This window comes from Vibrio sp. B4-6, assembly GCF_963888245.1.
Taxonomy (GTDB): Bacteria; Pseudomonadota; Gammaproteobacteria; order Enterobacterales; family Vibrionaceae; genus Vibrio; species Vibrio anguillarum.
In genome coordinates this window covers 83,651-110,483 of the sequence record NZ_CAWPIM010000069.1, presented here as the reverse complement: position 1 = coordinate 110,483, position 26,833 = coordinate 83,651, and the positions used below count along the sequence as shown (strand labels likewise).

General features: G+C 45.2%; 21 protein-coding genes and 1 riboswitch. Of the genes, 17 read left to right on the top strand and 4 right to left on the bottom strand.

Annotation, left to right across the window (positions count from 1 at the left end; all coding sequences use genetic code 11):
• Window positions 1–66 precede the first annotated feature (66 nt).
• The 10 genes from pepB to AACV20_RS17360 all read left to right on the top strand — a co-directional run bounded on the left by pepB (window position 67) and on the right by AACV20_RS17360 (window position 11,175).
• Window positions 67–1,362 (top strand): aminopeptidase PepB, encoded by a 1,296-nt coding sequence (gene pepB / locus AACV20_RS17405; RefSeq protein WP_026028095.1) that lies wholly within the window; start codon window positions 67–69, stop codon window positions 1,360–1,362.
• A 72-nt stretch (window positions 1,363–1,434) separates the two neighbouring features.
• Window positions 1,435–1,860, top strand: a complete 426-nt coding sequence (ndk, locus tag AACV20_RS17400) for a nucleoside-diphosphate kinase (protein WP_013857494.1) — start codon at window positions 1,435–1,437, stop codon at window positions 1,858–1,860.
• Window positions 1,861–2,069: 209 nt separating this feature from the next.
• Window positions 2,070–3,191 (top strand): bifunctional tRNA (adenosine(37)-C2)-methyltransferase TrmG/ribosomal RNA large subunit methyltransferase RlmN, encoded by a 1,122-nt coding sequence (locus AACV20_RS17395; protein ID WP_026028096.1) that lies wholly within the window; start codon window positions 2,070–2,072, stop codon window positions 3,189–3,191.
• A 303-nt stretch (window positions 3,192–3,494) separates the two neighbouring features.
• A complete protein-coding gene (locus AACV20_RS17390) occupies window positions 3,495–4,439 on the top strand; it encodes a RodZ domain-containing protein (RefSeq protein ID WP_094128344.1) in 945 nt (314 codons plus the stop codon).
• 8 nt (window positions 4,440–4,447) lie between these two features.
• The gene (gene ispG / locus AACV20_RS17385) at window positions 4,448–5,572 is read left to right on the top strand and encodes a flavodoxin-dependent (E)-4-hydroxy-3-methylbut-2-enyl-diphosphate synthase (protein ID WP_010320399.1); all 1,125 of its coding nucleotides are present in this window, start codon (window positions 4,448–4,450) and stop codon (window positions 5,570–5,572) included.
• A gap of 25 nt (window positions 5,573–5,597) precedes the next feature.
• Window positions 5,598–6,866, top strand: a complete 1,269-nt coding sequence (hisS, locus tag AACV20_RS17380) for a histidine--tRNA ligase (RefSeq protein WP_019282105.1) — start codon at window positions 5,598–5,600, stop codon at window positions 6,864–6,866.
• 38 nt (window positions 6,867–6,904) lie between these two features.
• On the top strand, window positions 6,905–7,519 hold the full coding sequence (locus tag AACV20_RS17375; protein WP_013857490.1) for a YfgM family protein: 615 nt from the start codon (window positions 6,905–6,907) through the stop codon (window positions 7,517–7,519).
• A gap of 12 nt (window positions 7,520–7,531) precedes the next feature.
• Window positions 7,532–8,692, top strand: coding sequence for an outer membrane protein assembly factor BamB (gene bamB / locus AACV20_RS17370; RefSeq protein WP_026027694.1), 1,161 nt, complete (start codon window positions 7,532–7,534; stop codon window positions 8,690–8,692).
• Between the two features lie 149 nt (window positions 8,693–8,841).
• A complete protein-coding gene (der, locus tag AACV20_RS17365) occupies window positions 8,842–10,329 on the top strand; it encodes a ribosome biogenesis GTPase Der (RefSeq protein ID WP_170907711.1) in 1,488 nt (495 codons plus the stop codon).
• A gap of 621 nt (window positions 10,330–10,950) precedes the next feature.
• The gene (locus AACV20_RS17360; protein ID WP_202599510.1) at window positions 10,951–11,175 is read left to right on the top strand and encodes a zinc ribbon domain-containing protein; all 225 of its coding nucleotides are present in this window, start codon (window positions 10,951–10,953) and stop codon (window positions 11,173–11,175) included.
• Between the two features lie 4 nt (window positions 11,176–11,179).
• Here the strand turns inward: AACV20_RS17360 and xseA are convergent, their stop codons facing one another.
• Entirely contained in the window at window positions 11,180–12,511 is a 1,332-nt protein-coding gene (xseA, locus tag AACV20_RS17355; protein ID WP_047689015.1) for an exodeoxyribonuclease VII large subunit, read from the bottom strand.
• Window positions 12,512–12,741: 230 nt separating this feature from the next.
• Between xseA and guaB the strand changes: the two genes are divergently transcribed.
• The 5 genes from guaB (at window position 12,742) to AACV20_RS17330 (ending at window position 19,715) form a co-directional block, all read left to right on the top strand.
• Window positions 12,742–14,205 (top strand): IMP dehydrogenase, encoded by a 1,464-nt coding sequence (gene guaB / locus AACV20_RS17350; RefSeq protein ID WP_170907710.1) that lies wholly within the window; start codon window positions 12,742–12,744, stop codon window positions 14,203–14,205.
• A gap of 81 nt (window positions 14,206–14,286) precedes the next feature.
• Window positions 14,287–15,840, top strand: coding sequence for a glutamine-hydrolyzing GMP synthase (gene guaA / locus AACV20_RS17345; RefSeq protein WP_017044245.1), 1,554 nt, complete (start codon window positions 14,287–14,289; stop codon window positions 15,838–15,840).
• A 49-nt stretch (window positions 15,841–15,889) separates the two neighbouring features.
• Window positions 15,890–16,000: riboswitch (TPP riboswitch) on the top strand.
• 100 nt (window positions 16,001–16,100) lie between these two features.
• Window positions 16,101–16,958 (top strand): bifunctional hydroxymethylpyrimidine kinase/phosphomethylpyrimidine kinase, encoded by an 858-nt coding sequence (gene thiD / locus AACV20_RS17340; protein ID WP_170907709.1) that lies wholly within the window; start codon window positions 16,101–16,103, stop codon window positions 16,956–16,958.
• A 280-nt stretch (window positions 16,959–17,238) separates the two neighbouring features.
• Complete coding sequence (locus tag AACV20_RS17335) at window positions 17,239–18,927, top strand: chitinase (RefSeq protein ID WP_170907708.1); 1,689 nt, start codon at window positions 17,239–17,241, stop codon at window positions 18,925–18,927.
• A gap of 179 nt (window positions 18,928–19,106) precedes the next feature.
• On the top strand, window positions 19,107–19,715 hold the full coding sequence (locus tag AACV20_RS17330; RefSeq protein WP_094144566.1) for an acetate uptake transporter: 609 nt from the start codon (window positions 19,107–19,109) through the stop codon (window positions 19,713–19,715).
• A 92-nt stretch (window positions 19,716–19,807) separates the two neighbouring features.
• Here AACV20_RS17330 and AACV20_RS17325 read toward each other — a convergent pair whose 3' ends face one another.
• Entirely contained in the window at window positions 19,808–21,352 is a 1,545-nt protein-coding gene (locus AACV20_RS17325; protein WP_017043180.1) for an alanine/glycine:cation symporter family protein, read from the bottom strand.
• A 298-nt stretch (window positions 21,353–21,650) separates the two neighbouring features.
• Window positions 21,651–22,910 (bottom strand): D-amino acid dehydrogenase, encoded by a 1,260-nt coding sequence (locus AACV20_RS17320; protein WP_170907707.1) that lies wholly within the window; start codon window positions 22,908–22,910, stop codon window positions 21,651–21,653.
• A 105-nt stretch (window positions 22,911–23,015) separates the two neighbouring features.
• On the opposite strand from AACV20_RS17320, the gene AACV20_RS17315 reads away from it, so the two are divergent.
• Window positions 23,016–23,906 carry a LysR substrate-binding domain-containing protein gene (locus AACV20_RS17315; protein ID WP_013857478.1) on the top strand — a complete coding sequence of 297 codons (891 nt, stop codon included), beginning with the start codon at window positions 23,016–23,018 and terminating at the stop codon, window positions 23,904–23,906.
• A gap of 95 nt (window positions 23,907–24,001) precedes the next feature.
• Here AACV20_RS17315 and AACV20_RS17310 read toward each other — a convergent pair whose 3' ends face one another.
• Window positions 24,002–25,888 carry a BCCT family transporter gene (locus AACV20_RS17310; RefSeq protein ID WP_170907706.1) on the bottom strand — a complete coding sequence of 629 codons (1,887 nt, stop codon included), beginning with the start codon at window positions 25,886–25,888 and terminating at the stop codon, window positions 24,002–24,004.
• A 379-nt stretch (window positions 25,889–26,267) separates the two neighbouring features.
• Here AACV20_RS17310 and AACV20_RS17305 point away from each other — a divergent pair, with 379 nt between their 5' ends.
• Window positions 26,268–26,588, top strand: a complete 321-nt coding sequence (locus tag AACV20_RS17305) for a DOPA 4,5-dioxygenase family protein (protein WP_017046265.1) — start codon at window positions 26,268–26,270, stop codon at window positions 26,586–26,588.
• Window positions 26,589–26,833: the final 245 nt, after the last annotated feature.

The following is a 26,833-nucleotide window of genomic DNA, read 5'->3' as shown; positions in this document are numbered from 1 at the left end:
GCTAACATCCCTTGGTTATTTAATCGTAATGGCACAGGTGAGGCCATATTCAGGCAAGGAGAAACCATGTCTACAAAGATGTCCGTATTTATCAGCCAACAAGCTGCCCAGCCTCAGTGGGGAGAAAAGGCGATTGTTTCGTTTTCAGAAAATGGTGCCACAATTCATGCTATTGAGAGTGAGCATGAACTCAGCGCGGTTCAGCGCGCGGCTCGTAAGCTTGATGGGCAAGCTATCAGAGCTATCAGCCTACAAGGTGACGGTTGGCACTTAGAAAATATTTGGGCTTTCTACCAAGGTTATCGTGAAGCGAAAAAACTCAACACACTAGAATGGCAACCGCTGAGTGAGTCAGATCAAGCCGAGTTAGAATATCGTATTAAAGCGACGGAATGGACGCGCGATATCATCAATAAAAGCGCCGAAGAAGTCGCGCCGCGTCAGTTAGCGACCATGGCGGCTGAGTTCATCAAATCGCTAGCGCCTGAGCATGTCAGCTACCGCATTGTCAAAGATAAAGATCTACTCACCGAAGGTTGGGAAGGTATTTATGCGGTTGGGCGTGGCTCCGAGCGCACATCAGCTATGCTGCAACTCGATTACAATCCGACAGGAAAAGAAAGTGCTCCTGTTTTTGCTTGCTTAATTGGCAAAGGCATTACTTTTGATTCTGGTGGTTACAGTTTAAAAACGTCCAACTTTATGTCGGCGATGAAAGCGGATATGGGGGGCGCTGCAACGATCACCGGTGGCCTTGGTTTGGCTATCATGCGTGGTTTTAATAAACGTGTGAAACTCATTTTGTGTTGTGCAGAAAATATGGTTTCCGGACGCGCCTTGAAACTGGGTGATATCATCACTTATAAAAACGGCACCACAGTTGAAATAATGAACACCGATGCAGAAGGCCGCCTAGTGTTGGCCGATGGCTTGATTTATGCCAACGAGCAAAAACCACAGCTTATTATTGATTGCGCGACATTAACGGGTGCCGCCAAAAATGCACTCGGCAATGATTACCATGCACTACTCAGCTTTGATGAGAGCTTATCCCAGCAGGCATTGGTGGCAGCTCACCAAGAGAAAGAAGGCTTATGGCCTCTGCCTTTGGCTGAGTTTCATCGCTCTATGTTGCCTTCAAGCTTTGCGGATCTCTCTAACATCAGCTCAGGTGATTATTCACCGGGAGCAAGTACCGCAGCGGCCTTCCTCTCTTACTTTGTTGAAGATTACAAAAAAGGGTGGCTGCACTTTGATTGCGCTGGTACTTACCGCAAATCAGCAAGCGATAAATGGGCCGCAGGTGCAACGGCGATGGGGGTGCGTACATTAGCACGCATTTTGACCGACCAAGCTCAATAATGAAAAACCGCTCAACTCTCTGTTTTGGGCGGTTCACTATAACTAAAAAAACAAAAGAAAAAGGATAACCTTATGGCTCTAGAAAGAACATTTTCTATCATTAAACCCGATGCGGTAGAACGTAACTTGATTGGTGAAATCTATCACCGTATCGAAAAATCAGGTTTGCGTATTATCGCTGCGAAAATGGTACATTTGAACGAAGAGCAAGCGAGCGGCTTTTATGCTGAGCATGAAGGCAAAGCGTTTTTTCCAGCACTAAAAGAATTTATGACCTCTGGGCCTATCATGGCTCAAGTGCTTGAAGGTGAAGATGCTATTGCTCGTTACCGCGAATTAATGGGTAAAACTAACCCAGAAGAAGCGGCATGTGGAACCATTCGTGCTGATTACGCATTAAGCATGCGCCATAACTCAGTTCATGGCAGTGATAGTCCTGAATCGGCGGCACGTGAAATCGCCTTTTTCTTCCCAGAATCAGAGATTTTCTCTCGTTAATCTTGGCGTTTTTTATCCCAAATTCTTTCGATTAAGGCCTCACGTTGTGAGGCTTTTTTATACTCGTATGGTTGGGAGCTGTAGAGTAAAAACAATCCGCCAAGCATTGAATGACTTAGTAATTGAAGGGTTGTACAACCCTTGTTGTTACTGCATAAAGGCTGTACAATTCGCGCCCTTATTTATTGTTTCCGTCGTTGAGAGGCCACATGACTATTGAAAAAGTCAATCTGCTTGATTTTGATCGCCAAGGTCTGCGTAAATTTTTTGCTGAAGAGCTCAGTGAAAAAGCGTTCCGCGCTGATCAGGTCATGAAGTGGATCTACCATTTTGGTTGTGATGACTTCGAACAAATGACCAATATCAACAAGAAACTGCGTGAGCAACTGCAACAACGCTGTGAAATTCGCGCGCCGATCGTTTCACAAGCACAACATTCGTCTGATGGTACGATTAAGTGGGCGATGCGTGTAGGAGATCAAGATGTTGAAACGGTTTACATCCCAGAGGAAGACCGAGCGACTTTGTGCGTCTCTTCCCAAGTTGGCTGTGCTCTGGAATGCAAATTCTGTTCAACGGCTCAGCAAGGTTTTAACCGTAACCTCAAAGTGTCTGAAATTATCGGGCAAGTTTGGCGCGCAGCGAGAGAAATTGGCCTTGAGAAAGAGACTGGTCGTCGTCCGATTACTAACGTAGTAATGATGGGGATGGGCGAGCCTCTGCTCAACATGAAAAACTTGATCCCAGCGTTAGAGATCATGCTGGATGATTTAGGTTTTGGCTTGTCAAAACGTCGTGTCACCGTGTCCACTTCGGGCGTGGTTTCTGGTCTTGATCAAATGACAGGGCAAATCGATGTTGCATTAGCGATTTCATTGCATGCACCCAATGACAAATTACGCAGCGAAATTATGCCGATCAATGATCGCTGGGATATTCAAGATTTCTTAGCCTCAGTGCGTCGTTATATCGCCACTTCAAATGCAAACCGTGGCAAGGTTACGGTGGAATATGTGTTGCTGGATCACGTCAATGACGATATGGACCACGCGCACGAATTGGCTAAGTTGATGAAAGGCACGCCGTGCAAAATTAACCTGATCCCATTTAACCCTTATCCCGGTTCACCTTATAAAAAACCGAGTAATTCACGTATTGACCGTTTTCAAAAAACACTGATGCAGTATGAACACACAGTGACGGTGCGTAAAACTCGTGGTGATGATATTGATGCCGCTTGTGGGCAGCTAGTAGGTGATGTGATTGATAGAACCAAACGGACCAAAATGAAACAAATGGGTGGCGATGTCATTCCTGTCAAATCGGTCTAAATCGGATGATAAAGCAAAGCCAGAGATTCCTCTGGCTTTGTGCATTTTTACCATTTGAAATAATTTTCCGCGATTTTGACGTCAATTTTATGAAAAATATTGACCTAGCTGTAATTTCTTTCCTAAAGCCATGTTGTTTAACGTCAAATATCCATTAGAATTGCTAACTGACGTAATGTTAAATTTGAACTGTCGCCTGCATCAATGAATGCAAATTTTTCACCGTGTTGGAATGCACCATTTTTTATTACTACGAACTAATAACAATAAAAGTGATGACGGTGCCATTCGAGCCATAACATAATGAGATGTACAAAACGGATGACTACTGAACAAGAACAGATTATTGCAGATGTAAAAACAGACACGGTGCAACCCGGCACTTTATTAAAGGCAAAGCGTGAAGCGTTGGGATTAACGCAAAAGCAAGTTGCCGATAGGTTGCGGTTACGTCTCTCTATCATTCAGAGTTTAGAAGAGAATAACTTCGCCTCGGACCAAGTGGCGACGTTTACTCGCGGTTATTTACGTTCCTATGCGAAGGCCGTCGGGATCAAAGAGTCAGTTATTTTAGCTTCCTTTGATGATTGCTATCCTACGGTTGTCGCTGAACAACCGATGCAAAGTTTTTCGAAGAAAACCAAGCGAGAGAAACACGATAGCCGTATTATGACGCTGACATGGGGTATTTTTGCCATCATTATTGGTATTTCCTCATTATGGTGGTGGCAAAACCAAGAACAAGAGAATGTTGTGGTTGAGAGTTCACCATCAATCACGTCGACATCGGTTGAGCGTTTGCGAGATGAGGATTTCACGACCGTTCCTGAATTAGTACCTACGGTTGACGAATCTCAAGTAGAAGCAGAAGCGGTGGATATCCCTGTAGAAATCAACACTCAGGCTGCAGAACTTATCCCTTCACCTGAAGATGATACAGCCGAAGCCGACCTGAGTGCGAGCGATGATCCTGTATTGGATAAGACGCCACCGCAGGATGCAACGAATCCATACGCTCCTCTAACGCTCACATTCAGCGCAGATTGTTGGATTCAGGTGAAAGATGCAGCAGGCAAAACCCTTTCCACTGGGATTAAAAAATCAGGGCAAACCGTAACCTTGCAAGGTGAAGCTCCGTTTCAAATCATTCTTGGCGCGCCTGAAAGCGTTTCAATGACATTTGCAAGTGAACCTGTAGACCTTTCTGGGTATACTTCCGGTAAAGTCGCTCGATTCACCTTACCTTAGAAAATACTATGCAACACGAATCTCCAATTAAGCGTCGTTCATCGACGCGTATTTATGTCGGTAATGTGCCCATCGGTGATGGTGCTCCTATTGCTGTTCAATCTATGACCAACACGCGCACTACCGATGTTGCGGCAACGGTCGCTCAAATTAAAGCGTTAGAAAAAGTCGGGGCTGATATTGTACGGGTTTCTGTACCGACAATGGACGCGGCAGAAGCGTTCAAGTTGATCAAGCAGCAAGTATCCATCCCGCTGGTGGCTGACATCCATTTTGATTACCGCATTGCGTTGAAAGTCGCCGAATATGGCGTTGATTGCTTGCGTATCAACCCTGGTAACATTGGCAACGAAGAACGTATTCGCGCCGTGGTCGATTGCGCACGTGACAAGAACATACCCATTCGGATTGGCGTGAATGGTGGGTCGCTCGAAAAAGAGATCCAAATGAAATATGGTGAGCCAACACCGGCCGCTTTAGTCGAGTCAGCGATGCGTCATGTCGATATTCTTGAAAGACTCAACTTTGATCAATTCAAAGTCAGCGTTAAAGCATCGGATGTTTTTCTCGCCGTTGATTCCTACCGTTTACTGGCTAAACAGATTGCCCAACCTCTGCATCTTGGTATTACGGAAGCAGGAGGCGCAAGAGCCGGTGCAGTTAAATCGGCAGTTGGCTTAGGTATGCTGCTTGCCGAAGGCATTGGCGACACGCTGCGTATTTCACTGGCTGCGGATCCGATCGAAGAGATCAAAGTCGGCTTTGATATTCTTAAATCGCTGCGTATTCGCTCGCGAGGCATTAACTTCATCGCTTGTCCCAGCTGTTCACGTCAAGAGTTTGATGTGATCGCCACAGTCAATGCGTTAGAGCAACGTTTGGAAGATATTTTGACACCTATGGATGTCTCGATCATCGGTTGCGTGGTTAATGGCCCAGGTGAAGCTGAAGCTTCTCATCTTGGTTTGGCTGGCAGCAACAAGAAAAGTGCATTCTACGAAGACGGCGTCCGCCAGAAAGAGCGTTTTGATAACGATGATCTGGTCAGCCAACTCGAAGCGAAAATTCGCGCGAAGGCCTCTATTCTCGATGAGAAGAACCGAATCAACGTGACTCAAATCGAACAAAATTAATCTCAACGACCTTACGGTAAGTATTGTGGCAAAAACAATTCAAGCAATTCGAGGCATGAACGACTGCCTCCCAACTCAGTCTCCACTTTGGCAAAAAGTGGAAGGCACAGTGAAAAACGTGATTAGTGCATATGGCTACAATGAAGTACGTATGCCTATCGTTGAGATGACACATCTATTTAGCCGTGCGATCGGTGAAGTGACCGATGTGGTTGAAAAAGAGATGTATTCTTTTGAAGATCGCAATGGTGACAGTTTATCGCTTCGCCCAGAGGGTACCGCAGGTTGTGTCCGTTCTGGTATCGAAAATGGTTTGCTCTACAACCAAGAGCAACGTTTATGGTACATGGGGCCGATGTTCCGTCATGAACGTCCGCAAAAAGGGCGCTACCGTCAATTCCACCAATGTGGGGTTGAAGTGTTTGGCCTGGATGGCCCTGATGTTGATGCCGAGCTGATTATGATGACCGCGCGTTTGTGGCGTGAATTAGGCATCGACAAACATGTTCGTTTGGAACTGAACTCAATTGGTTCTCTTGAAGCGCGTGCCAATTACCGCACCGCTTTGATTGACTATTTAGAGCAGCATCAAGAGGTGTTGGATGACGATGCCAAACGTCGCATGTACACCAACCCACTGCGAGTACTCGATACTAAAAATCCAGATATTCAAGCGATTTTAGGTGACGCACCCAAATTGTCTGAGTATCTAGATGAAGAATCCAAGCAACATTTTGCAGGCTTATGTGAACTTCTTACTGCTGCGGGTATCGAATATCAAGTTAACGAGCGCTTGGTGCGCGGCCTAGACTACTACAACCGCACCGTATTTGAGTGGATCACTGAAAGCTTAGGTGCTCAGGGTACGGTTTGTGGCGGTGGACGTTATGATGGCTTGGTAGAACAACTGGGTGGCAAAGCGACACCGGCAGTGGGTTTTGCCATGGGGTTAGAGCGCTTAGTGCTGATGATGGAAACACTGGAACTGACCGACGTGCGTCGCAGTGTCGATGTGTACATGGTCAGTGCGGGTGAAGGCACTATGATGGCAGCAATGAAACTTGCTGAGCAGTTGCGTGAACAGGTTCCGGGGCTGCGTGTTATGAACCATTTTGGTGGTGGTAACTTCAAAAAACAATTTAAACGTGCTGATAAAGTGGGCGCTGCAGTGGCTTTGGTATTAGGCGAAGATGAAGTCGCAGAAAGCACAGTAGTTCTCAAAGATCTTATCGGTGGTGAACAAATTACGATTTCTCAAACTGAAGTCGCGAGCAAACTGACGCATCTTGTGTAAGCAAGCGCATTTGAGACATCTATTAAAGAGGACAGGAAGTGGAACTCTACGATACTGAAGAACAACAAGTTGAAGCGATAAAAGATTGGTGGAAAGAGAACGGTAAAGCCGTGATCTTTGGTGCTGTAATTGGCCTTGGTGGCTTGTTTGGTTGGCGTTACTACCAAGATAGCGTTATTGCTGCGCAAGAAGCCGCTTCTGAAAGTTATAGCAAAGCGGTAACTCAGTTAGCTGCAAAAGGCGCAGAAGCAGAGATGGTTGTTGAGAGCTTTATTGATAGTAATAAAGGTACAGAATATGCCGTCTTAGCCGCACTACAACTTGCAAAAGTTCAAGTAGAAGCGGGTCAAATTGATGAAGCTTTAGCGCAGCTTGAATGGGCAAAAGCAAACACCAAAGATGATGCTATTCTACCGTTAGCGACCTATCGCGTGGCCCGTATTAAAGCGGAACAAGGCCAGTTTGATGCCGCCTTAGCTGATCTTACGACCATCACAGAGAAAGGGTGGGCGGGACGCATTGCGGAACTGCGTGGTGATATCTCATTGCGTAAAGGCGACACGGACGCGGCTTATGCGGCATACACGGAAGCACAACAAGCTGACGATGCAAGCCAAACGCTACAGATGAAACTGGACGATCTTGCCAAATAAGGGCACAAGTTGATGAAAAAGTTGTTCAACAAAGTGCTCGTTTCTGCCGTTGTGCTTGGAGCACTTGCAGGGTGTGCTAGTGAAGAAGACACCATTATCATGGCTCCTGTGCCAATGGTAACGAGTGAATTTACGCCCACAACTCAGTGGAGCACATCGATTGGTGATGGCGTAGGGCATTACTTCTCAAAGTTATCTCCAGAATACGCTTACGACAAAGTATTTATTGCTAGCCGTGATGGTTTGGTGAAAGCCTTAAACCCTAAAACGGGTAAAGAGCTTTGGAAAACCGATCTTGAACAAGATGGCACCATGCGTTTATCCGGCGGTATAGCGGCGGCCTATAGCCAAATTTACATTGGTAGTGAAAACGGTTTAGTCACTGCGCTTAATGAAGCTACGGGTGAGCTTGTATGGCAAGTTAAAGTCGACGGTGAAGTGCTAGCAGCTCCGGCTGCAGATGCGAACATGATCATTGTTAATACCAGTCGTGGCACTTTGGTGAGTTTAGACCAAGCGACGGGTGAGCAAAAATGGACCATCAGTACTGAAGTTCCTAATTTAACGTTGAGAGGTGACAGCAAACCTGTTGCGGTATCGGGCGGTGTTTTTTGGGGAACCTCAGGTGGCCGTCTTGCTGCCGCTATCGTTGAGCGTGGTCAGTTGATTTGGCAACAACCGATTGGCATGCCTAAAGGTGCCACTGAAATTGACCGTCTAGTCGATGTTGATGCCTCACCTATCGTGATTGGCGGCATGCTGTATGCGGTTGGTTTTAATGGCCAGTTGATCGCCATTGATCTGCGTTCGGGCAAACCAGCTTGGAAGCGGAATTACTCTTCAGCAACAGACATGGCTAGCGATGGTGGCCGATTATTTGTGGTGACCGACAAAGATCATGTGGTGGCTGTGGATACAAGAAGCGGTACCGAACTTTGGAGCAACAAACAGCTTGAACACCGTTTGCTAACTGCACCAGCGATTATCAATGGCTACCTTGTGCTAGGTGACAGTGAAGGGTATCTACATTGGATTGATCGCAGCAGTGGTGAATTCGTTGCCCAACAGTTGGTTGATAAGAGCGGTTTTGCGGTGAGTCCTCTCGCTGTCGATGATGGTTATGTCAGCATGACCCGTAATGGCAATGTAAAGAAACTGACGATTAAAAAATAAATCGTGATATAATTCACATTCGGCTCCTGGCTGGTAACAGTTAGGGGCCGTTTTATTGAATAAATAGATGTGGTTATAGGTAAAAATTTAATGCTTGCTAGCAAGTGTTTACCTATAACTACATAAGAGAAAATATTGTAGAGGTTAGTATGGTTCCTGTTGTTGCTCTTGTTGGGCGTCCCAATGTCGGTAAATCTACGTTGTTTAACCGATTAACTCGCACTCGCGATGCGTTGGTGGCGGATTTCCCCGGTTTAACGCGTGACCGTAAATATGGCCAAGCTAAATTGGGTGAGCACGACTTCATTGTTATCGATACCGGCGGTATTGATGGTAGTGAAGAGGGTGTAGAAACGAAAATGGCTCAACAGTCATTGGCCGCGATTGATGAAGCTGATGTTGTGCTATTTATGGTTGATGGTCGCGCTGGTTTAACGGCGGCTGATGAAGTGATAGCCCAACATCTGCGTAAGATTGAAAAGCGCGCTATTTTAGTCGTGAATAAAGTGGATGGCATTGACGCTGATGCTGCAAGTGCTGAGTTTTGGCAATTGGGCGTCGATCAAATGTACCAAATTGCTGCCGCTCATGGCCGTGGTGTTGGGATCCTTATCGACCGAGCTTTGAATCCACTTGCTGAGGAAATGCTCGAGCAGGCTGAAGGCGAAATCGAAGATCTAACCGACTTTGAAGATGCTGAAGAAGAAAAGTTAGATTACACCGAAGAAGAAGCCGAAGCTGAATACAAACGTCTGCAAGATCAGCCGATAAAACTGGCGATCATTGGCCGTCCGAATGTCGGTAAATCGACGCTCACTAACCGCATTCTCGGTGAAGAGCGTGTTGTGGTTTACGACATGCCCGGAACGACGCGAGACTCCATCTACATCCCGATGATGCGTGATGAGCGCGAGTATGTATTGATTGATACTGCTGGCGTGCGTCGTCGTACTCGCATTAACGAAACGGTTGAGAAATTCTCGGTCGTCAAAACCTTAAAAGCCGTTGAAGATGCAAACGTTGTTCTGTTAGTCATTGACGCTCGTGAGAATATCTCAGATCAAGATCTTAGCCTGCTAGGTTTTGCATTAAACGCCGGACGTTCGATAGTGCTTGCAGTCAATAAGTGGGATGGGCTCAATAACGACGTCAAAGAACGAGTCAAGAAAGAGCTAGACCGTCGTTTAGGCTTTGTCGATTTTGCTCGTATCCACTTTATCTCTGCATTGCATGGTACGGGTGTTGGTCATCTATTTGAATCGGTTCAAGAAGCGTATAAATCGGCGACAACACGTGTTGGTACATCGGTATTGACTCGTATTCTTAAAATGGCAACCGATGATCACCAACCGCCTATGGTTCGTAGCCGCCGCGTAAAACTTAAATACGCTCACGCAGGTGGTTATAACCCGCCGATTATCGTTGTACACGGTAACTTGGTGAATGAGCTGCCAGATTCTTACAAACGTTATTTGATGAACTATTACCGTAAGTCTTTAGAAATCATGGGTACGCCTATTCGTATCCAGTTCCAAAGCAGTGATAATCCATTTGAAGGAAAAGTGAATAAGCTGACCTTATCTCAAGAGCGTAAACGTAAACGCTTAATGACGATGATGAAAGGACGCAGCAAGTAGCCTTCCTCATAACTGAAATACCCAAGTTTAGACTTGGGTATTTTTTTGCCTAAAATTTATCATTGGCGATAGAACCTCACTTAACGTGGCGGTCTGGAAATGAAGTGCAGTACCAAAATGATTGAGTGAAAAACAGAGCACGGCAACGTTGCTGCTTTGTATAAGTATCAAACAAAATGAGTAGAACATTTCGCCAAAAGATCATTTTAATATATTCTGGTTTTTTTGATTTATTAGCTGTTAAGTGGAATTTTGTATCGTTATAAATCCATATGCAGAATATGTAACTTATGCTTTCGGTGTGTGGTTATATAAATGTTCTTTTGAGAGTAGATCGCTGAACGGAGCAGATAAAGCAAATGATCAGGCTGAGATCTTTTATCGATCATAGCCTAATGTGTATGAGGTGGTTGGTGAGCCTGAAGGTATTGTGATAGAGATCAAAGCTGAACTCTCGATAATCCGAGACCATACGTGCCGTTTGATGAAGTGTCGGCTATCACATGCACGATCTATCTACGCAAACGAGCTATCTATTAAAACGAACGATATAAAACATCTACCAAAATCATACTATGTGAAAGATGTTATGTGAAAGACACAAAGAGAGATGGGATCAATATGCAGGAAAATCTTTGCCCTTGTTGCCAAAATCCACTGGCATGGGATGGGCGTTACCATTGTACTCAGTGCAAACATCACTTTAACAAAATTGGTTTTTGCCCTGAGTGTGATTCGGAGCTGGAGAAATTGCAGGCGTGTGGCGCGGCAAATTTTTTCTGTAATTCATGCAATGAGCTCAAATCAAAATCTAAGATTCGATTTGAGTTTCAAGCACAGGATTAAGTGATTAATTGACGGTAGAGAAAACTTCGCCATCCGCCACTCGCGTGATCAATTGATCGCCAGTTTTTAGATCGCAAGCGCGGTGAATCACTTTGCCTGAGCTATCTCGCGTGATCGAATAGCCTCGTTTTAGTGTCGCTAATGGGCTTACTGCGTCAAGCTTCTCTGCGGCTAGCGTTAAACGGTGTGCTGTGCGCAGGAGTTTTTTCTCCATTACGTCCAGTAATCGTTGCTCGCTTTTGGCTAGTCGATGCTGCTGCTTCGCCAAGGTTTGTACGGGAGAATGCAACTGCAGTTGATGGTATTGCTGGCCAATGTGCTCGCGCTGAGTCGAAATATAGCGCTGTATCGCCCGCTGTAGGCGCATTTCTGTGTCATCAAGTTGTTGGCTTTGACGCTGCAAGCGATAAGTGGGGTGCTGTTTCTCTAGCGCGTGAACCAAAGCGCGTAAATGATGCGCTTGTTGACTGGTGTAATAGCGCATCGCACTTTGTAGCTTGTGCTGATATGAGGCGAAAGCTTGTCGCTTATTACTGTTGTCTCGGCTGACTAATTCTGCAGCAGCGGAGGGGGTTGGGGCACGTACGTCAGCCACAAAATCAGCAATCGTCACATCGATTTCATGCCCGACGGCACTGATAATTGGGATCTGACTAGCGGCAATTGTGCGCGCTACGATCTCGTGGTTAAAACACCATAAGTCTTCTAAAGAACCGCCACCGCGACCCACAATCAATACGTCACACTCTTGCCTCGCATTTGCTCTACCAATCGCTTGAGCAATTTGAATGGCCGCTTGTTCGCCTTGAACCAGTGTAGGATAAATGATGACGGGCAAGCTTGGATCGCGCCGCTTGAGCACATCAAGAATATCAAACAGGGCTGCGCCAGTTTTTGAAGTAATAACTCCGACGCATTGAGGATTTTCCGGCAAGGGGCGCTTATTGGATTGTGCAAACAGCCCTTCTGCGGCCAACTGCATCTTCAGCTTTTCAAACTCTTGCTGGAGACGACCATCCCCTTCGGGTTGCATACTCTCGATAATGACTTGGTAGTCACCTCTAGGTTCATAAAGAGAAAGACGCGCTTTAACAAGTACCTGCTGGCCATTTTTAGGTTTGAAGGTCACAAAGCGATTATTGCCTTTGAACATCGCACATTTTACCTGCGCGCGAGAATCTTTGAGTGAGAGATACCAATGGCCAGAAACCGGAGCGGAGAAGTTCGATATTTCACCAACGAGCCACACAATGCCCATTTCATTTTCAAGTAACAGGCGTACTTCAGCATTGAGACGGGAGACAGTGTAGATGTTTTCGTTGGTCAAAGAAGGCAAGGCTAATCCCCTAGACGAGGGTATGGAAATTAGCGGCAATATAATACATATCAAGGGTTGGAATGCAAATTAAAAATGAAAAAATGAGTGGTCAAGCGATTACCTCGGGCGTATAATCCGACCGCAATATCAAATCCAAATCGATTTATCCTGTTCATTGTGTATTAGGGCAAATTGAGACAACTTGGATTTACCTTTTATTCACTCCTCTTAATTGTGAGATATTGCAAATGCTAAGAATTGCCAAAGAAGCGCTGACATTCGATGATGTTCTTCTCGTACCAGCACACTCCACCGTTCTCCCAAACACAGCCGATCTCCATACTCAGCTGACCCAAAATATCGCACTGAACATTCCGATGATCTCAGCTTCTATGGATACAGTGACAGAGGCTCGCCTTGCGATCGCTCTTGCCCAAGAGGGTGGTATTGGTTTTATCCACAAAAATATGCCCATTGAAGAGCAGGCTGAACAAGTCCGTCTTGTCAAAATTTTTGAAGCGGGTGTAGTCACTGCGCCAGTAACAGTTCGCCCTGATGCAACCATTCAAGATGTGATTGCTTTGACAGAGAAACATGGTTTTGCCGGTTTCCCTGTGGTGAGCGATCACAATGAGCTTGTCGGTATCATCACCGGCCGCGATATTCGCTTTGTTACTGATTTAACAAAAAAAGTTGAAGCAGTCATGACACCAAAAGATCGCTTAGCCACAGTTAAAGAGGGCGCATCTCGTCAGGATGTACAAGAGCGCATGCACAAAGCGCGTGTTGAAAAAGTCTTGGTAGTGAATGATGAATTCAAACTGACTGGTATGATCACCGCGAAAGATTTCCATAAAGCAGAACGCAAACCGAATGCTTGTAAAGATGAACAAGGGCGTTTACGTGTTGGTGCGGCTGTTGGTGCCGGTGCTGGCAATGAAGAGCGCGTAAAAGCATTAGTGGAAGCGGGAGTGGATGTTCTACTGATTGACTCTTCTCATGGCCATTCAGAAGGTGTACTTAACCGTATTCGTGAAACGCGCGCCGCTTATCCTGATCTCGATATTATCGGCGGTAATGTTGCAACGGGTGCCGGTGCGAAAGCTCTAATTGACGCGGGCGTAAGCGCGGTCAAAGTCGGTATTGGCCCGGGTTCAATCTGTACAACGCGTATTGTAACGGGTGTTGGTGTTCCTCAAATTACGGCGATTTCTGATGCAGCTGAAGTGGCTGATCAATACGGTATTCCTGTGATTGCTGATGGCGGTATTCGTTTTTCTGGCGATATTTGTAAAGCGATTGCTGCTGGTGCATCTTGCGTGATGGTCGGCTCCATGTTTGCAGGTACTGAAGAAGCTCCGGGCGAAGTTATTTTGTTCCAAGGTCGTTCATATAAAGCTTATCGCGGTATGGGTTCGCTGGGTGCAATGTCTCAAGGTTCTTCTGATCGTTATTTCCAATCTGACAATGCGGCTGACAAGCTTGTACCTGAAGGGATCGAAGGTCGTATCGCTTATCGAGGCCGTCTAAAAGAGATCGTTCATCAACAAATGGGTGGTTTACGCTCAAGCATGGGCTTAACTGGCTCGGCCACTATCGAAGATCTGCGCACTAAAGCCGAGTTTGTTCGTATCTCTGGTGCAGGTATGAAAGAGTCACACGTGCACGACGTTCAAATTACCAAAGAAGCGCCAAACTACCGCTTGGGTTAATGACGAACCACGAATAGCTTGAAGCTTATGGGGAGCGCGATGCTCCCCATCCACTACATTAATGATTGAGATTGACCTTAAATGACTAAAGATATCCATGACCAACGTATTCTGATCTTAGATTTCGGCTCTCAGTACACACAACTGGTTGCCCGCCGTGTTCGCGAAATCGGTGTTTATTGTGAGCTGTGGAGCTGGGATGTTGAAGAAGCGGACATCCGTGAATTCAACCCAGATGGCATTATTCTTTCTGGTGGTCCTGAAAGCGTGACTGAAGCCAACTCTCCGCGTGCGCCACAATATGTGTTTGACTCTGGTGTGCCTGTATTTGGTGTTTGTTATGGCATGCAAACCATGGCTGAACAGTTGGGCGGAAAAGTGGCCAGTTCTGAGGAACGTGAATTTGGTTATGCAGCCGTACAGTTAATGGGTGAATCGGCCCTGTTTAGCGACCTTGAGCTAACGCAAGATGTTTGGATGAGCCACGGTGATAAAGTGGTGCAAATTCCGGCTGATTTTGTCAAAACAGCGCAAACGGAAACTTGCCCTTATGCGGCAATGGCGAATGAAGAGAAAAAATATTATGGCGTGCAGTTTCACCCAGAAGTCACGCACACCAAAAACGGTCTAAAAATGCTTGAGAATTTCGTTCTCAACGTTTGTGGTTGCGAGCGTCTATGGACGGCTGAGTCTATCATCGAAGATGCGGTTGCTCGTATTAAAGAGCAAGTCGGCGACGATGAAGTGATCCTTGGCCTATCGGGTGGTGTAGATTCGTCAGTTGTGGCGATGCTGGCTCACCGAGCGATTGGCGATAAATTAACCTGTGTGTTCGTTGATAACGGCTTATTGCGTCTGAATGAAGCTCAGCAAGTCATGGATATGTTTGGCAACAAATTTGGCTTAAACATCATTCATGTCAATGCAGAAGATCGTTTCCTCAACGCACTGCAAGGTGAGTCTGATCCGGAAGCGAAACGCAAAATTATCGGCCATGTGTTTGTTGATATCTTCGATGAAGAATCAAAGAAATTGAAAAATGCCAAATGGCTTGCGCAAGGCACGATTTACCCAGATGTGATTGAATCGGCCGCCTCTAAAACAGGTAAAGCGCACGTGATTAAATCTCACCATAACGTTGGCGGTTTGCCTGATGATATGGAAATGGGATTGGTTGAACCACTGCGTGAGCTTTTCAAAGATGAAGTGCGCAAGATTGGCCTAGAGCTTGGTCTGCCTTACAACATGCTTTACCGCCATCCGTTCCCAGGCCCTGGCCTTGGCGTACGCGTGTTGGGCGAAGTGAAGAAAGAGTACTGTGATTTGCTGCGCCGCGCCGATGCTATTTTCATTGAAGAGCTGCATGCCGCTGATCTGTATAACAAAGTGTCACAAGCTTTCACGGTTTTCTTACCTGTTCGTTCGGTAGGCGTTATGGGTGATGGACGTAAATACGATTGGGTTGTATCGCTACGCGCTGTGGAAACCATTGACTTTATGACAGCACATTGGGCGCACCTGCCTTATGAGTTCTTGGGTAAGGTTTCTAACCGTATCATCAATGAAGTGAATGGTATTTCTCGTGTGGTTTACGATATTTCAGGTAAGCCACCAGCCACTATTGAGTGGGAATAATTCCTCCAGAAAAGCGTACTCCTTCGGTGAGTGCCCTGTTATGATTACTGCGAAATAGTCGGGGAGCCGATGCAGATTCTGCATCGGCTGAGATCGAAATTCGAGACCCGTCGAACCTGATTCAGTTAATACTGACGTAGGGAACTATGAGCACTTTGTCACGAGCCGAATAACAACGGCTAACCTTTGTAAATTCGATTACCGAACTTTCCAAACCACGGTCAAAGTCAGTTCCTGTATGTCTTGTCATAGGAGCGACCATGGCACAACCAATACAGAAACACACACAAGAAACGACGCTATTAAACATACCTGTTGTACTCACTATCGCAGGGTCTGATAGCGGTGGAGGGGCAGGCATTCAAGCCGACATAAAAGCGATATCGGCAACTGGCAGTTTCGCGTGTTCAGTTATTACCGCCATTACTTCACAAAATACTCAAGGCGTTTCCGCCATTTTCCCGATTCCACTTGATCACATCGAAAACCAGTTAGATGCTGTCTTTAGCGACTTGAAGATCGTGGCCGTTAAAATTGGCATGCTAGCCGATGCCGGTATCATCAAGATCGTTGCCAAAAAAATGCAGCAATACCAACCCAAGAGCCTTGTGATAGACCCCGTGATGGTGGCGACCAGTGGTGATTTATTACTTGAGCAATCGGCAATCAGCACATTAAAAGAAACGTTGATCCCTTTGGCTGACATCATTACCCCCAATTTATTTGAAGGAGCAGTGCTTACTGGCAAGCCGGTTCCTCAGTCTGAAGCAGAAATGAACGACATGGTGGCTGACTTACGAGCGTTGGGTGCAAAGGCGGTGTTGCTAAAAGGTGGGCATTTAGAACACGCTGAAAACAGCAATGATCTTTTGATCATGAAATATTCGTCAGAATTACTCAGTGCGAAGCGTTTTCCAACCCCAAATACCCATGGGACGGGTTGCACGCTCTCTTCTGCGATCGCTTCTTATCTTGCTCAAGGAAATAACCTGCACAAATCCGTGTATTTGGCTAAGCAGTACATATCGCAAGCCATTGGCTATGCCGATGAACTGGATGTTGGCCAAGGTCGCGGCCCAGTTCATCACTTTTTTACTGGCCACACTCATGTGCGCTAAGCCATTGCCGGTGCGATGATGCTTGAGAAATTTGAGGCATTGGTTGTTCACTTAACCTGATGAAAAATAGATTGAACTCTAAAAGCCTCAAGCTTTTTTGAGGCTTTTTCATATTTATCGACTTGCCTTCAAAGGGCGATGTCGCCGTACGATAATTGGTTTACATCATGATGAAACTACTCGCATTTTGACATTTAATTAATAAGTTTCACTGTCAACAATGGCTCGGCTATCCATACTATTTTCACCGTACCCACTAAGCAAAAAATAAGGGATTGATATGTTGAAAACAAAGCATTTAGCCGTGCTGATTAGCAGTGTCTTAGCCGCAAACAGTTACGCGTTAAATATCTTACCTGACCCTGAAAATTCCGCGGGTTATATTGTCTCTAAAGTAGAGCTACAAGCGGCAGAAAAAGCCAAAACAGCGGATCCTATGTATGCTATTTGGTCGGAAGCACTAGAAACGCGTTCGAATGCGATTGTTGAAGCAATAGTACCGGGGTTAAGTTCTAACCCTGAAAACGTCAAGCGTGTTGAACGGGTATTTCCACAGTACGAGTGGGATTTCTTAACTCAAATGGCGGCTCCCGAATACACCTATACGCGCTTCTTACGGGCAATTGGCAAATTCCCCGCGTTTTGTGGCGAATATACGGATGGCCGAGATTCTGAGGCAATTTGTAAAAAATCCATCGTGACGGCTTTTGCTCATTTCTCACAAGAAACGGGTGGTCACATTGCGAAAGACAACGTATCTGATAATCCGAATAGGCTTGAAGAATGGCAGCAAGCATTGGTTCATGTGCGTGAAATGGGTTGGTCTGAAGGGCAAAGTGGCTACACAACCGGTTGTGGCCAAAATGATTGGCAAAATGCTCGTTGGCCGTGCGCCGCTGGGCAAGGTTATTTTGGTCGAGGTGCGAAGCAGCTCTCTTACCATTTCAACTATGGCGCTTTTTCTGAAGTGATGTTTGATGGTGATGCCAAAGTACTACTCAATAACCCCGGGTTGGTAGCGGATTCTTGGTTGAATTTAGCTTCAGCGATTTGGTTTTTCTTAACACCTCAAGCACCGAAACCGGCAATGTTGCACGTAATTGACCGTACATGGACACCTTCGCAACGTGAAAGCGATGCCGGTATTGGCTATGGTTTTGGCACCACAATTAACGTTATCAATGGTGGCATTGAGTGCGGTGAGCAGAACAAAGATAAAGGTCAACCGGTTAATCGCATTCGCTACTGGGAAGGGTTAGCGGATCATTATCAAATACCGATTGAGTCAGATGAAAAGAATACCTGTTGGCAGCAAACGCCTTACGGTAGCTTAAATTTGAACGGTGCAACGGATGTGTTGTATACCAACTGGGATGGTAATTGGAAATATTACTCTGATCGCCCAGGTGGCTACTCGTTTGAATGTGAACTGGTTGGTTTCCAAACCGCGTATTCAGCCCTTGTTGCTGGTGATTACGAAAAATGTGTGACTAACTTTTATGGTTCACATTCTAGCTGGCCCCAAGTGCGTGTTGTGGATGCGATTGATCCCGGTACGCCACCAGAGCCACCAGTGGATGGCATCGTCGGCTGGGAAGCAACAAAGGTATATAACACGGGCGATAAGGTGAGCTATAAAGGCGCTACTTATGAAGCTAAGTGGTGGTCACAAGGTAATGAACCCACTCAAGGTGATCCTTGGAAGCTTATTACGGGTGAACCAACAGCGCCCACAACACCTGACCCTGTTGAGCCACCGCCAGTGGTCAATGAGCCAGAACCGCCCGTCACGCCAGAGCCTACGCCACCAAGCAGTGATTTTTCAAGCTGGGTTGCAGGGGTTACTGTTGCAAAAAATGGCGATAAAATTACGCATAATGGAAAGTGTTTTATGGCTAAAAACAACCCCGGAGTATGGGAATCACCCACGCAAAGTAACTGGTTTTGGGATGAAATAAACTGTCAATAAAGAGTGACATTTAGCAAAAGGAGAGCAGCACGATCGAATTCGGTTGCTCTGCTCTCTTTTTGAACAATCAAGTGGTTAAATTTACAATCTTAGTTTTCGTTAACGTTCTTTCCATTTTGTGTGCTACTCCACTAAAATCCGCGCGTAATTTTTATCAACATTTTTTAAGGTACTCGCGAATGTCTACTAAATTGGCCAATCCAGCGCCGCTAGGCCTAATGGGTTTTGGCATGACGACTATCCTGCTTAATATCCATAACGCAGGCTTTTTCCCTATCGACTCTATGATTTTGGCGATGGGTATTTTCTACGGTGGTTTAAGTCAAGTCATCGTGGGTATCATGTGTTTCAAACGTGGTGACACTTTTGGTACCACAGCGTTTACCTCTTACGGTCTATTTTGGCTCACATTGGTTGGCCTGATTGTCATGCCATATATGGGACTACCAGCAAGCCCTGCTCACTTTATGGGTTGGTACTTAACGTTGTGGGGCATTTTCACTGGTTTCATGTTTATCGGTTCATTGTGCTACCCACGTGCTAAACAAGTGGTATTCGGCTCACTGACCATTCTATTTGCTTTACTAGCTGCGCGTGATTTCACTGGTAGCGAACTTATCGGCACGATTGCTGGCTTTGAAGGCATCTTCTGTGGCGCAAGTGCGATTTATTTTGCAATGGCTCAAGTTCTGAATAATGAATATGGCCGTGTTATTTTACCGATTGGTGAAAAGAAAGCGCAAAACGCTGTTGTCGAAAAGTTGACGACACAAGAAATCGCAGCCTAATACGGGTTGATGAAAAAGAAAAAGGGTTAGCGTTTGCTAACCCTTTTTACGTTTACCTTGAATGCTTTTTGCTGATGAGCTTAGCTAATCCGTTAGGATGATGGTTGTTCAACACCCACGGAGCTTTCTTCTACAGTTGGTTCTTGTCCCGTTTTGCGTTTATATTTTCCTTCCCAATATGTCGCATTCTTAATGCCGAGTTTTACTGGGTTGAAAAGATACTCATCGACACCTTGTTTTTGTTGCTCTTCATAATCTTTGAGTGCTGCAATAGCTGGTTTAGCCATAAAGAAGATGATCAAAATCCCGACTATGTTTAGCCACGCCATCAAACCCACGCCCACATCACCCATTGCCCAAGCAAGGTTCGCGGTTCTCACTGTGCCGTAGAATACCGTTGCGATGATCACTACTTTAAGAAGGAACATCAGGCCATCGACTTTAAAGGTGCGGCGAATGTAAGCAATATTCGTTTCAGCAATATAGTAGTATGCCAAAATCGTGGTAAAGGCGAAGAAGAACAGAGCAAACGCAACAAAAGGTTTACCCACGCCCGGTAGTGCGCTCTCAATCGCCATTTGGGTAAATACTGGGCCATTGGCACTAATATCCGCCGCGATGTTCTGTACTAAAAATGCACCTTCTGCGCCGCCGTGTACGTTATAAGCACCAGTGATCAGAATCATGAACGCGGTTGCGGAACAGACCAGCAAAGTATCAATGTAGATAGAAAAGGCTTGCACTAAACCTTGCTGCGCAGGGTGATCAACACTCGCGGCAGCCGCAGCGTGCGGTCCAGTACCTTGGCCTGCTTCGTTTGAGTAAACACCTCGTTTTACCCCCCAACCAATCGCAGCACCAATACCTGCCATTGGTGTGAACGCATCACCAATGATCATGGCAAAAATACGTGGTACTTCACTGATGTTAAGCAGGATGATAACAAACGCAGTAATGACATAGGCCAAAGCCATAAATGGCACCACGACCTGTGTGAAGTTAGCGATACGCTTAACACCACCAAAGATGATGAAAGCTAAAATAATTGACACTACGGTACCAGTAAAAATCTTAGCAAAAGTGAAGCTACCGATAGTGGTTTCAATGATTGGGCCAGCCCCAAAAGCCGCTTCTACGGCATTACCAATGCTGTTGGATTGCACGCCAGGTAAAAGCACACCACAGGCAAAGATGGTGGAAATGGCGAAGATCCATGCATACCATTTTTGTCCCATCGCTTTTTCGATGTAATAAGCGGGGCCACCACGGAATTCACCTTCATCTTCTTCTTTATAAATTTGTGCCAGAGTTGATTCAGCATAAGCAGTCGCGGCACCAAAAAAGGCCACTACCCACATCCAGAAAATAGCACCAGGGCCACCAAAACCAATTGCTGCGGCTACGCCTGCAATATTACCCGTACCGACGCGTCCCGAAAGTGAAACGGCCAAAGCTTGGAAAGAGGATATCCCTTTGGTTGAGCTTTTTCCGGAAAGAAGAAGTCGCCACATTTCAAAAAAGTGACGGACCTGAACGAATCGGGTCACAATTGAGTAGAATAAACCCGCACCAAGGCATAAATAAATTAGCGCCGGGCTCCAGATTATTCCATTCAGAAAATCAACAAATGACTGCATATGCATTTCCCTGTTTTAGTAGTTTTGGTGAGTGTTGTGTTTGCTTTGTGGGCAACATATTAATCTTTTTGTAACTTAGATGTTAATTTATTTGTCTGTGAATAATCGTTAGCGTGATGAGGAACACAAAATGCTAATGAAATGTTAAATAATAGGTGGGTTAATTAGAATTGGCTAAAATTTCAGCGCATATGGGTTGGTCACCCGAAAGGTTGGAAATTAAATCCTCTCGGATGAATCATTATGCATAATAACTTTCCACTAAGGTTTAGCTAATAATAGGCATTTTCTATTGTGACTAGTTGATGAGGTAGCGAGAGAGATTCAACTCATGAATTGGTAAAGCACAAGTTTGCTCACTGACAATGTCGGCAAGAAGCTGTCCAGATCCGCAAGCCATCGTCCACCCTAAGGTTCCATGTCCTGTATTGGTGTAGAGGTTTTCAAATGGAGTGGAGCCTATAATCGGGGTCCCGTCAGGCGTCATTGGTCTAAAGCCTGTCCAAAATTCAGCTTGTGCTAAATCACCGCCTTGAGGAAAGAGATCGGTCACGACTTTTGCAATGGTTGCTTTGCGCGCATCAGGCAAGGCAGGATCAAACCCGGCTAACTCTGCCGTGCCCGCGACACGAATTCGATCCTCAAAACGAGTGATGGCCACTTTATATGTTTCGTCCATTACCGTTGAACGTGGGGACAGTTCAGCGTCGACAATCGGCAGCGTTAGTGAGTACCCTTTCACCGGATAAACAGGAATGGAGATACCCAATGTCGCCAGTAAAGCGGTAGAGTGACTGCCGAGTGCGACGACATATTTGTCTGCTTTTAGCTCACCTTTATCGGTTTGGACAGCGGTGATCTTTTTGCCTTCAGTGGTTAATGTTTTTATTTGTGTATCAAACAGAAATTGCACCCCACGGCTTTTCGCGAGCTCTGTTAATTGTTGGCAAAACAGATAGCAGTCCCCGGTTTCATCGTCGGGGAGGTACAAACCACCTCGCAATTTATCGCGTACAAGAGCAAGACCCGGCTCTTGCTTAATGCACCCATCGACATCAAGAAGCTGATAACGAATCCCACTTTGCTCGAGTAGTTTGATGTCCTTTTGTATCGCTTGTAGCTGTTTTTCGCTGCGAAATACTTGCAACGTTCCAAGCCGACGGCCTTGATATTGCAGGTTATGTTGCTGATTCAGGTCAGCCAAACAAACGCGGCTGTAATTGGCAATCGCCAGCATTCTGGCTTTATTGATGTTGTAACGATCCTGTTGGCAGTTCAATAACATTTTACCCATCCACGCCAACAGCTGTGGGTCGATAGATGGTTTTATTTTCAACGGTGCATGCTCTTCAAACAGCCACTTTAATGCTTTTTGTGGGATGCCGGGTGCAGCCCAAGGGGAAGAGTAGCCATAAGATATTTGCCCTGCGTTAGCAAAACTGGTCTCTTTTGCACCTTGTGATTGGCGATCCACCACCGTTACTCGGTGGCCCGCTTGTGATAAATACCATGCGCTGGTTAGCCCGATGACGCCGCTACCTAAGACGATCACGTCCATTACTTGCTCCTAAGATAGTTGTTGCACGTAGTTTTATTGCTTTACCTTTTATTAACAATCGATATAAATTATCACCAGTGTTTAGAATATCTATAAGCAAAAGCGATGAAAGGTAATACCTTATCCATATTGTCGACATTTGTGAAAGTGGCGCAATACAACAGTTTTAGTGAAGCAGCAAAGAGTTTACATTTAACGACAGGAGCTATTAGTCAGCAGCTTATCCTGTTAGAGCAGAAGATCGGTTTTAAACTATTTGAACGGCATTCTCGTGGCATTCGCTTAACTGACGAAGGACGAACTCTTGCTAGAGTGGTGAAGCAGAATATTCAAGATATTGAAAGTACTATTGCCTATCTTAATCAAAGTCGAAATATTAACGAAATCAAACTGAAGTCAACCCCATCATTTGCATTTAAATGGCTTGTACCTCGTCTAGAAAACTTCCATAGAAAACATCCAGATATCCAAATTCAAATATTCGCTGAGGGAGCGCTGGTAGACAGTGACCGACGAGACTACGACTTAGCGATTGATTATGGTCCATTGCCCTACAAAAAAATGAACGCGGAACTGCTATTTGAAGAGTACCTGCTACCAGTGATGAGCGCAGCCTACCTGCAAGCTCATCCACAATTACAGCATAGCCATTATCAGCAAGAAAGCTGGAATGGTGTTGTGCTACTGCATGATGCTATGCCGTGGGCAAATGCGTCGCGAGATTACGAATGGCTTTATTGGGCGTCAGAAATGGGGGTAGACATAGCGACTCAACAAGGTCATTTTTTCAATCGTACTGATATGGCGATGTCGGCCGCAGAAGCCGGAGTTGGAGTTGCGATGGCTAGAATGGCATTGATTGATAATGAATTAGAAACAGAGCGTTTGGTTTCCCCCTTTAAACCGCTCAAAGCAAATGCGGGCTATTATCTGATACATAACGGAAAAAATGATTGTATTGCGGCGTTTATTAGCTGGCTTAATCAACAAACCTAAGTTTAGAAAAAGTGACTTGTTAGAATTTATCGCCCTTAACCGAAGTGCAGGGCGATTTCATACAGTTAAGTTAATATGGTGTCTGAAGAGTCAGCTTATTGTTCTTTCTCTTTGAGCAATTCATTAAACTCAATTCTTGCTGCTTGTGCTGCCTCTGAGGCTTGTAGTTTATGCTCACGAGCAGCCATTGCTGCTTCTGTTAGACTTTGTATCTCTGTTAATTGATCTTCAGGAGCTTCCCCAAGTTCTAAACCATTCTCACCACGTGCCAGTGCTTCTAACCGAATCACTTTCTTCAACTTCCAGATTGCAGCTAGGCTTTCTCTTTCTTGTTCTGCCGCTGTCATTGCTTCATCTTTTAAGCGTTCGAATTTTGCTAATGCCATTCCCTCTCTTGACCAAGGGTCTACATCAGGGAAATCTTCGATATTGATGACTGGATCTTCGTAGCCTTCTTGGTGGGCTAAGTCTAGAGTTGCTGCTTTGATCCCTGAAATCATTAACATTACAGCAATGATGAGTAATGGCAAACCACCGACGATGGCTGCTGTTTGTAGGGTTGAGAGCCCCCCCATAAACAGTAAAACCGAAGGCATAAAGGATAGTACGAATGCCCAAAATAGACGATTCCAGCGTAGAGGATCTTCAGTCACATTATTTTGCACCACAGAAGCTAAAATAAATGAGATGGAGTCAAAAGTTGTTGCCGTAAAAATGATACATAAAATAGTGAAAACGGCAATCACTATGGTACTCATTGGCAGTTGTTCAAGTATGGCAAAAATCGCTTTAGTGGCGCCGTGTTGATTTAGAATCGATACCACGTCCAGCTGCCCCGTTAATTGCAACGATAATCCATAGTTACCAAGAACCATAAAATAGAGTGCACAGCCCATCGAGCCAAAGAAAATGGAACCTGCGACCATTTGTTTAATAGTGCGACCACGAGAAATTCGCGCAACAAATAAGCCCATGCTAGGTGCAAATACTAACCACCATGCCCAATAAAAAATGGTCCAATCTTGTGGGAAATGAGTATCTGAAAATGAGCCATATCCACCAAATGGTTCTGCCCATGTAGCCATGATAAAGAAATTTGACAGCATACGACCAATAGAGTCGAGGCCCGTTTCCAATATAAAGATCGTTGGGCCTGCGACTAAAATAAAGGCCAACAGCGCTAATGCTCCCCAGAAGTTGATGTTACTCAGAACCTTAATTCCGTCATCCATCCCTTTGTAGGACGAATAAGCAAATAATGCCGTACACAGTAGTAAGACCCCAATTTGGCTGGTGGTGGTAGAGGGGATTCCAAATAAGTAACTAATGCCTTCATTAATCAGCGGAGCTGCTAAACCAAGGGTCGTTGCTGCACCACCGAGTAAACCAAAAATGAACAAAACATCAATCAATTTACCTAATTTTCCGTAGCTTCTCGCTTCACCAATTACTGGCATTAATGCTGAAGATATTTTCAGTACTGGCTGCTTACGTACGTAGAAGAAATAGGCAATCGGCAGAGCAGGTATAAGATATATGGACCACGCTATTGGACCCCAGTGGAAAATGCCATATGTAGCAGCCCAGCGGATTGCTTCTTCACTGCCCGCTTCCAATTGGAAGGGAGGATTTTGATAATAGTATGCCCATTCGATGGTGCCCCAGTATAAAATACTGGCTCCAATTCCCCCACAAAATAGCATGGCGGCCCATGATCCCGTTGCAAATTCAGGTTTTTCGTCAGCATCACCAAGTTTTATTTGGCCAATATCACTGAAGATAATGTAAATCATAAAGAAAAAAGCCGCTAAACCAAGTCCAAGATAGAGAAACCCTAGTTTATCGGTCATAAAGGTTTTGGCGACGCTGATCCAGTATTCCCCTTGTGTTGGCCAAACCAACAGCGGCACGATTACTGAACACAGTAGAGCAAGCGCACCAAAAAAAGTGGGTTTGTCGATGAGTTCAAAGTGTTTTTTCATAAAATTCTCTAATATCCATTTTCTGAGAAAGAGCAAAAAGTCTCGTAAATTGGAGAGCAATACTATGAGCTTATCTGATTATGACAATTAGAATTTCATATGGTAACGACTCATTATATTTGTAATATATGTTTGGTGAATAAATAAGTAAGGGCAGGGTTATTCATTGGATGGAATGACTGTTCTGTTAACCTTTTATTTCGGTCATCTTATAAGTCTTTAACGTTTTAATCAGTATAAGTAATAAGGTATATGGCCGTGCTGATAGGCTAAATAGCGTCGGTATATTCAAATTAGCTGAAAATCATCAGCAAATTTGTTGTGGTTTCTATGCTCTTTTGGCGTAGTACACTGCTTAAAAATCAAGAGGAGTTATTTTATGTTTCATGCCCATGTTTATTTTGATCTCGCAGAGCAAGCAAAAGCACAGCGCGTACAACAAAAAATTGCCCAACAACGACATGATGTACAAGCCATGTTTGGCTTAGTACCAAGGCTTGTTGGCCCGCACTTAAAGCCGATGTTTGAAGTACACCTTGCTGACAATAGCCACGGATTTATTGAGTGGCTAGATGAACATCGGGAAGGTCTTAGCGTGTTAATCCATCCGGTTTCTGGAGACGATAGGTATGACCATTCTGAGGGACAAGTTCTGTGGTTAGGAGAGACTTTAGGGGTGAACTTAGCCGTATTGCGTTAGAGGATGCCTATCAAATTAATAGCCACAGTGAATTAGTGTTTAATGCTCATCTTGTCTAGTCTGTACAGAACGCAGCAGAAACAATAATCGTGGCAAGGTTTTGAAGAAAAAGGTTTTTCGAACAAGTCGTGACCGCAGGCTCATCACCTCTCGTTGTTATTGTATATACATGATGTTGTTCTAAGTTTTGTTGCATTTGAATTTAATACAGTGAATGTTCAGCCAATATCGACCGTGCTGAGTGT

Bases quoted from the DNA above. Each gene is read 5' to 3' on its own strand.
- pepB (WP_026028095.1), top strand. From the start codon at position 67: ATGTCTACAAAGATGTCCGTATTTATCAGCCAACAAGCTGCCCAGCCT.
- ndk (WP_013857494.1), top strand. From the start codon at position 1,435: ATGGCTCTAGAAAGAACATTTTCTATCATTAAACCCGATGCGGTAGAA.
- AACV20_RS17395 (WP_026028096.1), top strand. From the start codon at position 2,070: ATGACTATTGAAAAAGTCAATCTGCTTGATTTTGATCGCCAAGGTCTG.
- AACV20_RS17390 (WP_094128344.1), top strand. From the start codon at position 3,495: ATGAGATGTACAAAACGGATGACTACTGAACAAGAACAGATTATTGCA.
- ispG (WP_010320399.1), top strand. From the start codon at position 4,448: ATGCAACACGAATCTCCAATTAAGCGTCGTTCATCGACGCGTATTTAT.
- bamB (WP_026027694.1), top strand. From the start codon at position 7,532: ATGAAAAAGTTGTTCAACAAAGTGCTCGTTTCTGCCGTTGTGCTTGGA.
- der (WP_170907711.1), top strand. From the start codon at position 8,842: ATGGTTCCTGTTGTTGCTCTTGTTGGGCGTCCCAATGTCGGTAAATCT.
- AACV20_RS17360 (WP_202599510.1), top strand. From the start codon at position 10,951: ATGCAGGAAAATCTTTGCCCTTGTTGCCAAAATCCACTGGCATGGGAT.
- guaB (WP_170907710.1), top strand. From the start codon at position 12,742: ATGCTAAGAATTGCCAAAGAAGCGCTGACATTCGATGATGTTCTTCTC.
- guaA (WP_017044245.1), top strand. From the start codon at position 14,287: ATGACTAAAGATATCCATGACCAACGTATTCTGATCTTAGATTTCGGC.
- thiD (WP_170907709.1), top strand. From the start codon at position 16,101: ATGGCACAACCAATACAGAAACACACACAAGAAACGACGCTATTAAAC.
- AACV20_RS17335 (WP_170907708.1), top strand. From the start codon at position 17,239: ATGTTGAAAACAAAGCATTTAGCCGTGCTGATTAGCAGTGTCTTAGCC.
- AACV20_RS17330 (WP_094144566.1), top strand. From the start codon at position 19,107: ATGTCTACTAAATTGGCCAATCCAGCGCCGCTAGGCCTAATGGGTTTT.
- AACV20_RS17325 (WP_017043180.1), bottom strand. From the start codon at position 21,352: ATGCAGTCATTTGTTGATTTTCTGAATGGAATAATCTGGAGCCCGGCG.
- AACV20_RS17320 (WP_170907707.1), bottom strand. From the start codon at position 22,910: ATGGACGTGATCGTCTTAGGTAGCGGCGTCATCGGGCTAACCAGCGCA.
- AACV20_RS17315 (WP_013857478.1), top strand. From the start codon at position 23,016: ATGAAAGGTAATACCTTATCCATATTGTCGACATTTGTGAAAGTGGCG.
- AACV20_RS17310 (WP_170907706.1), bottom strand. From the start codon at position 25,888: ATGAAAAAACACTTTGAACTCATCGACAAACCCACTTTTTTTGGTGCG.
- AACV20_RS17305 (WP_017046265.1), top strand. From the start codon at position 26,268: ATGTTTCATGCCCATGTTTATTTTGATCTCGCAGAGCAAGCAAAAGCA.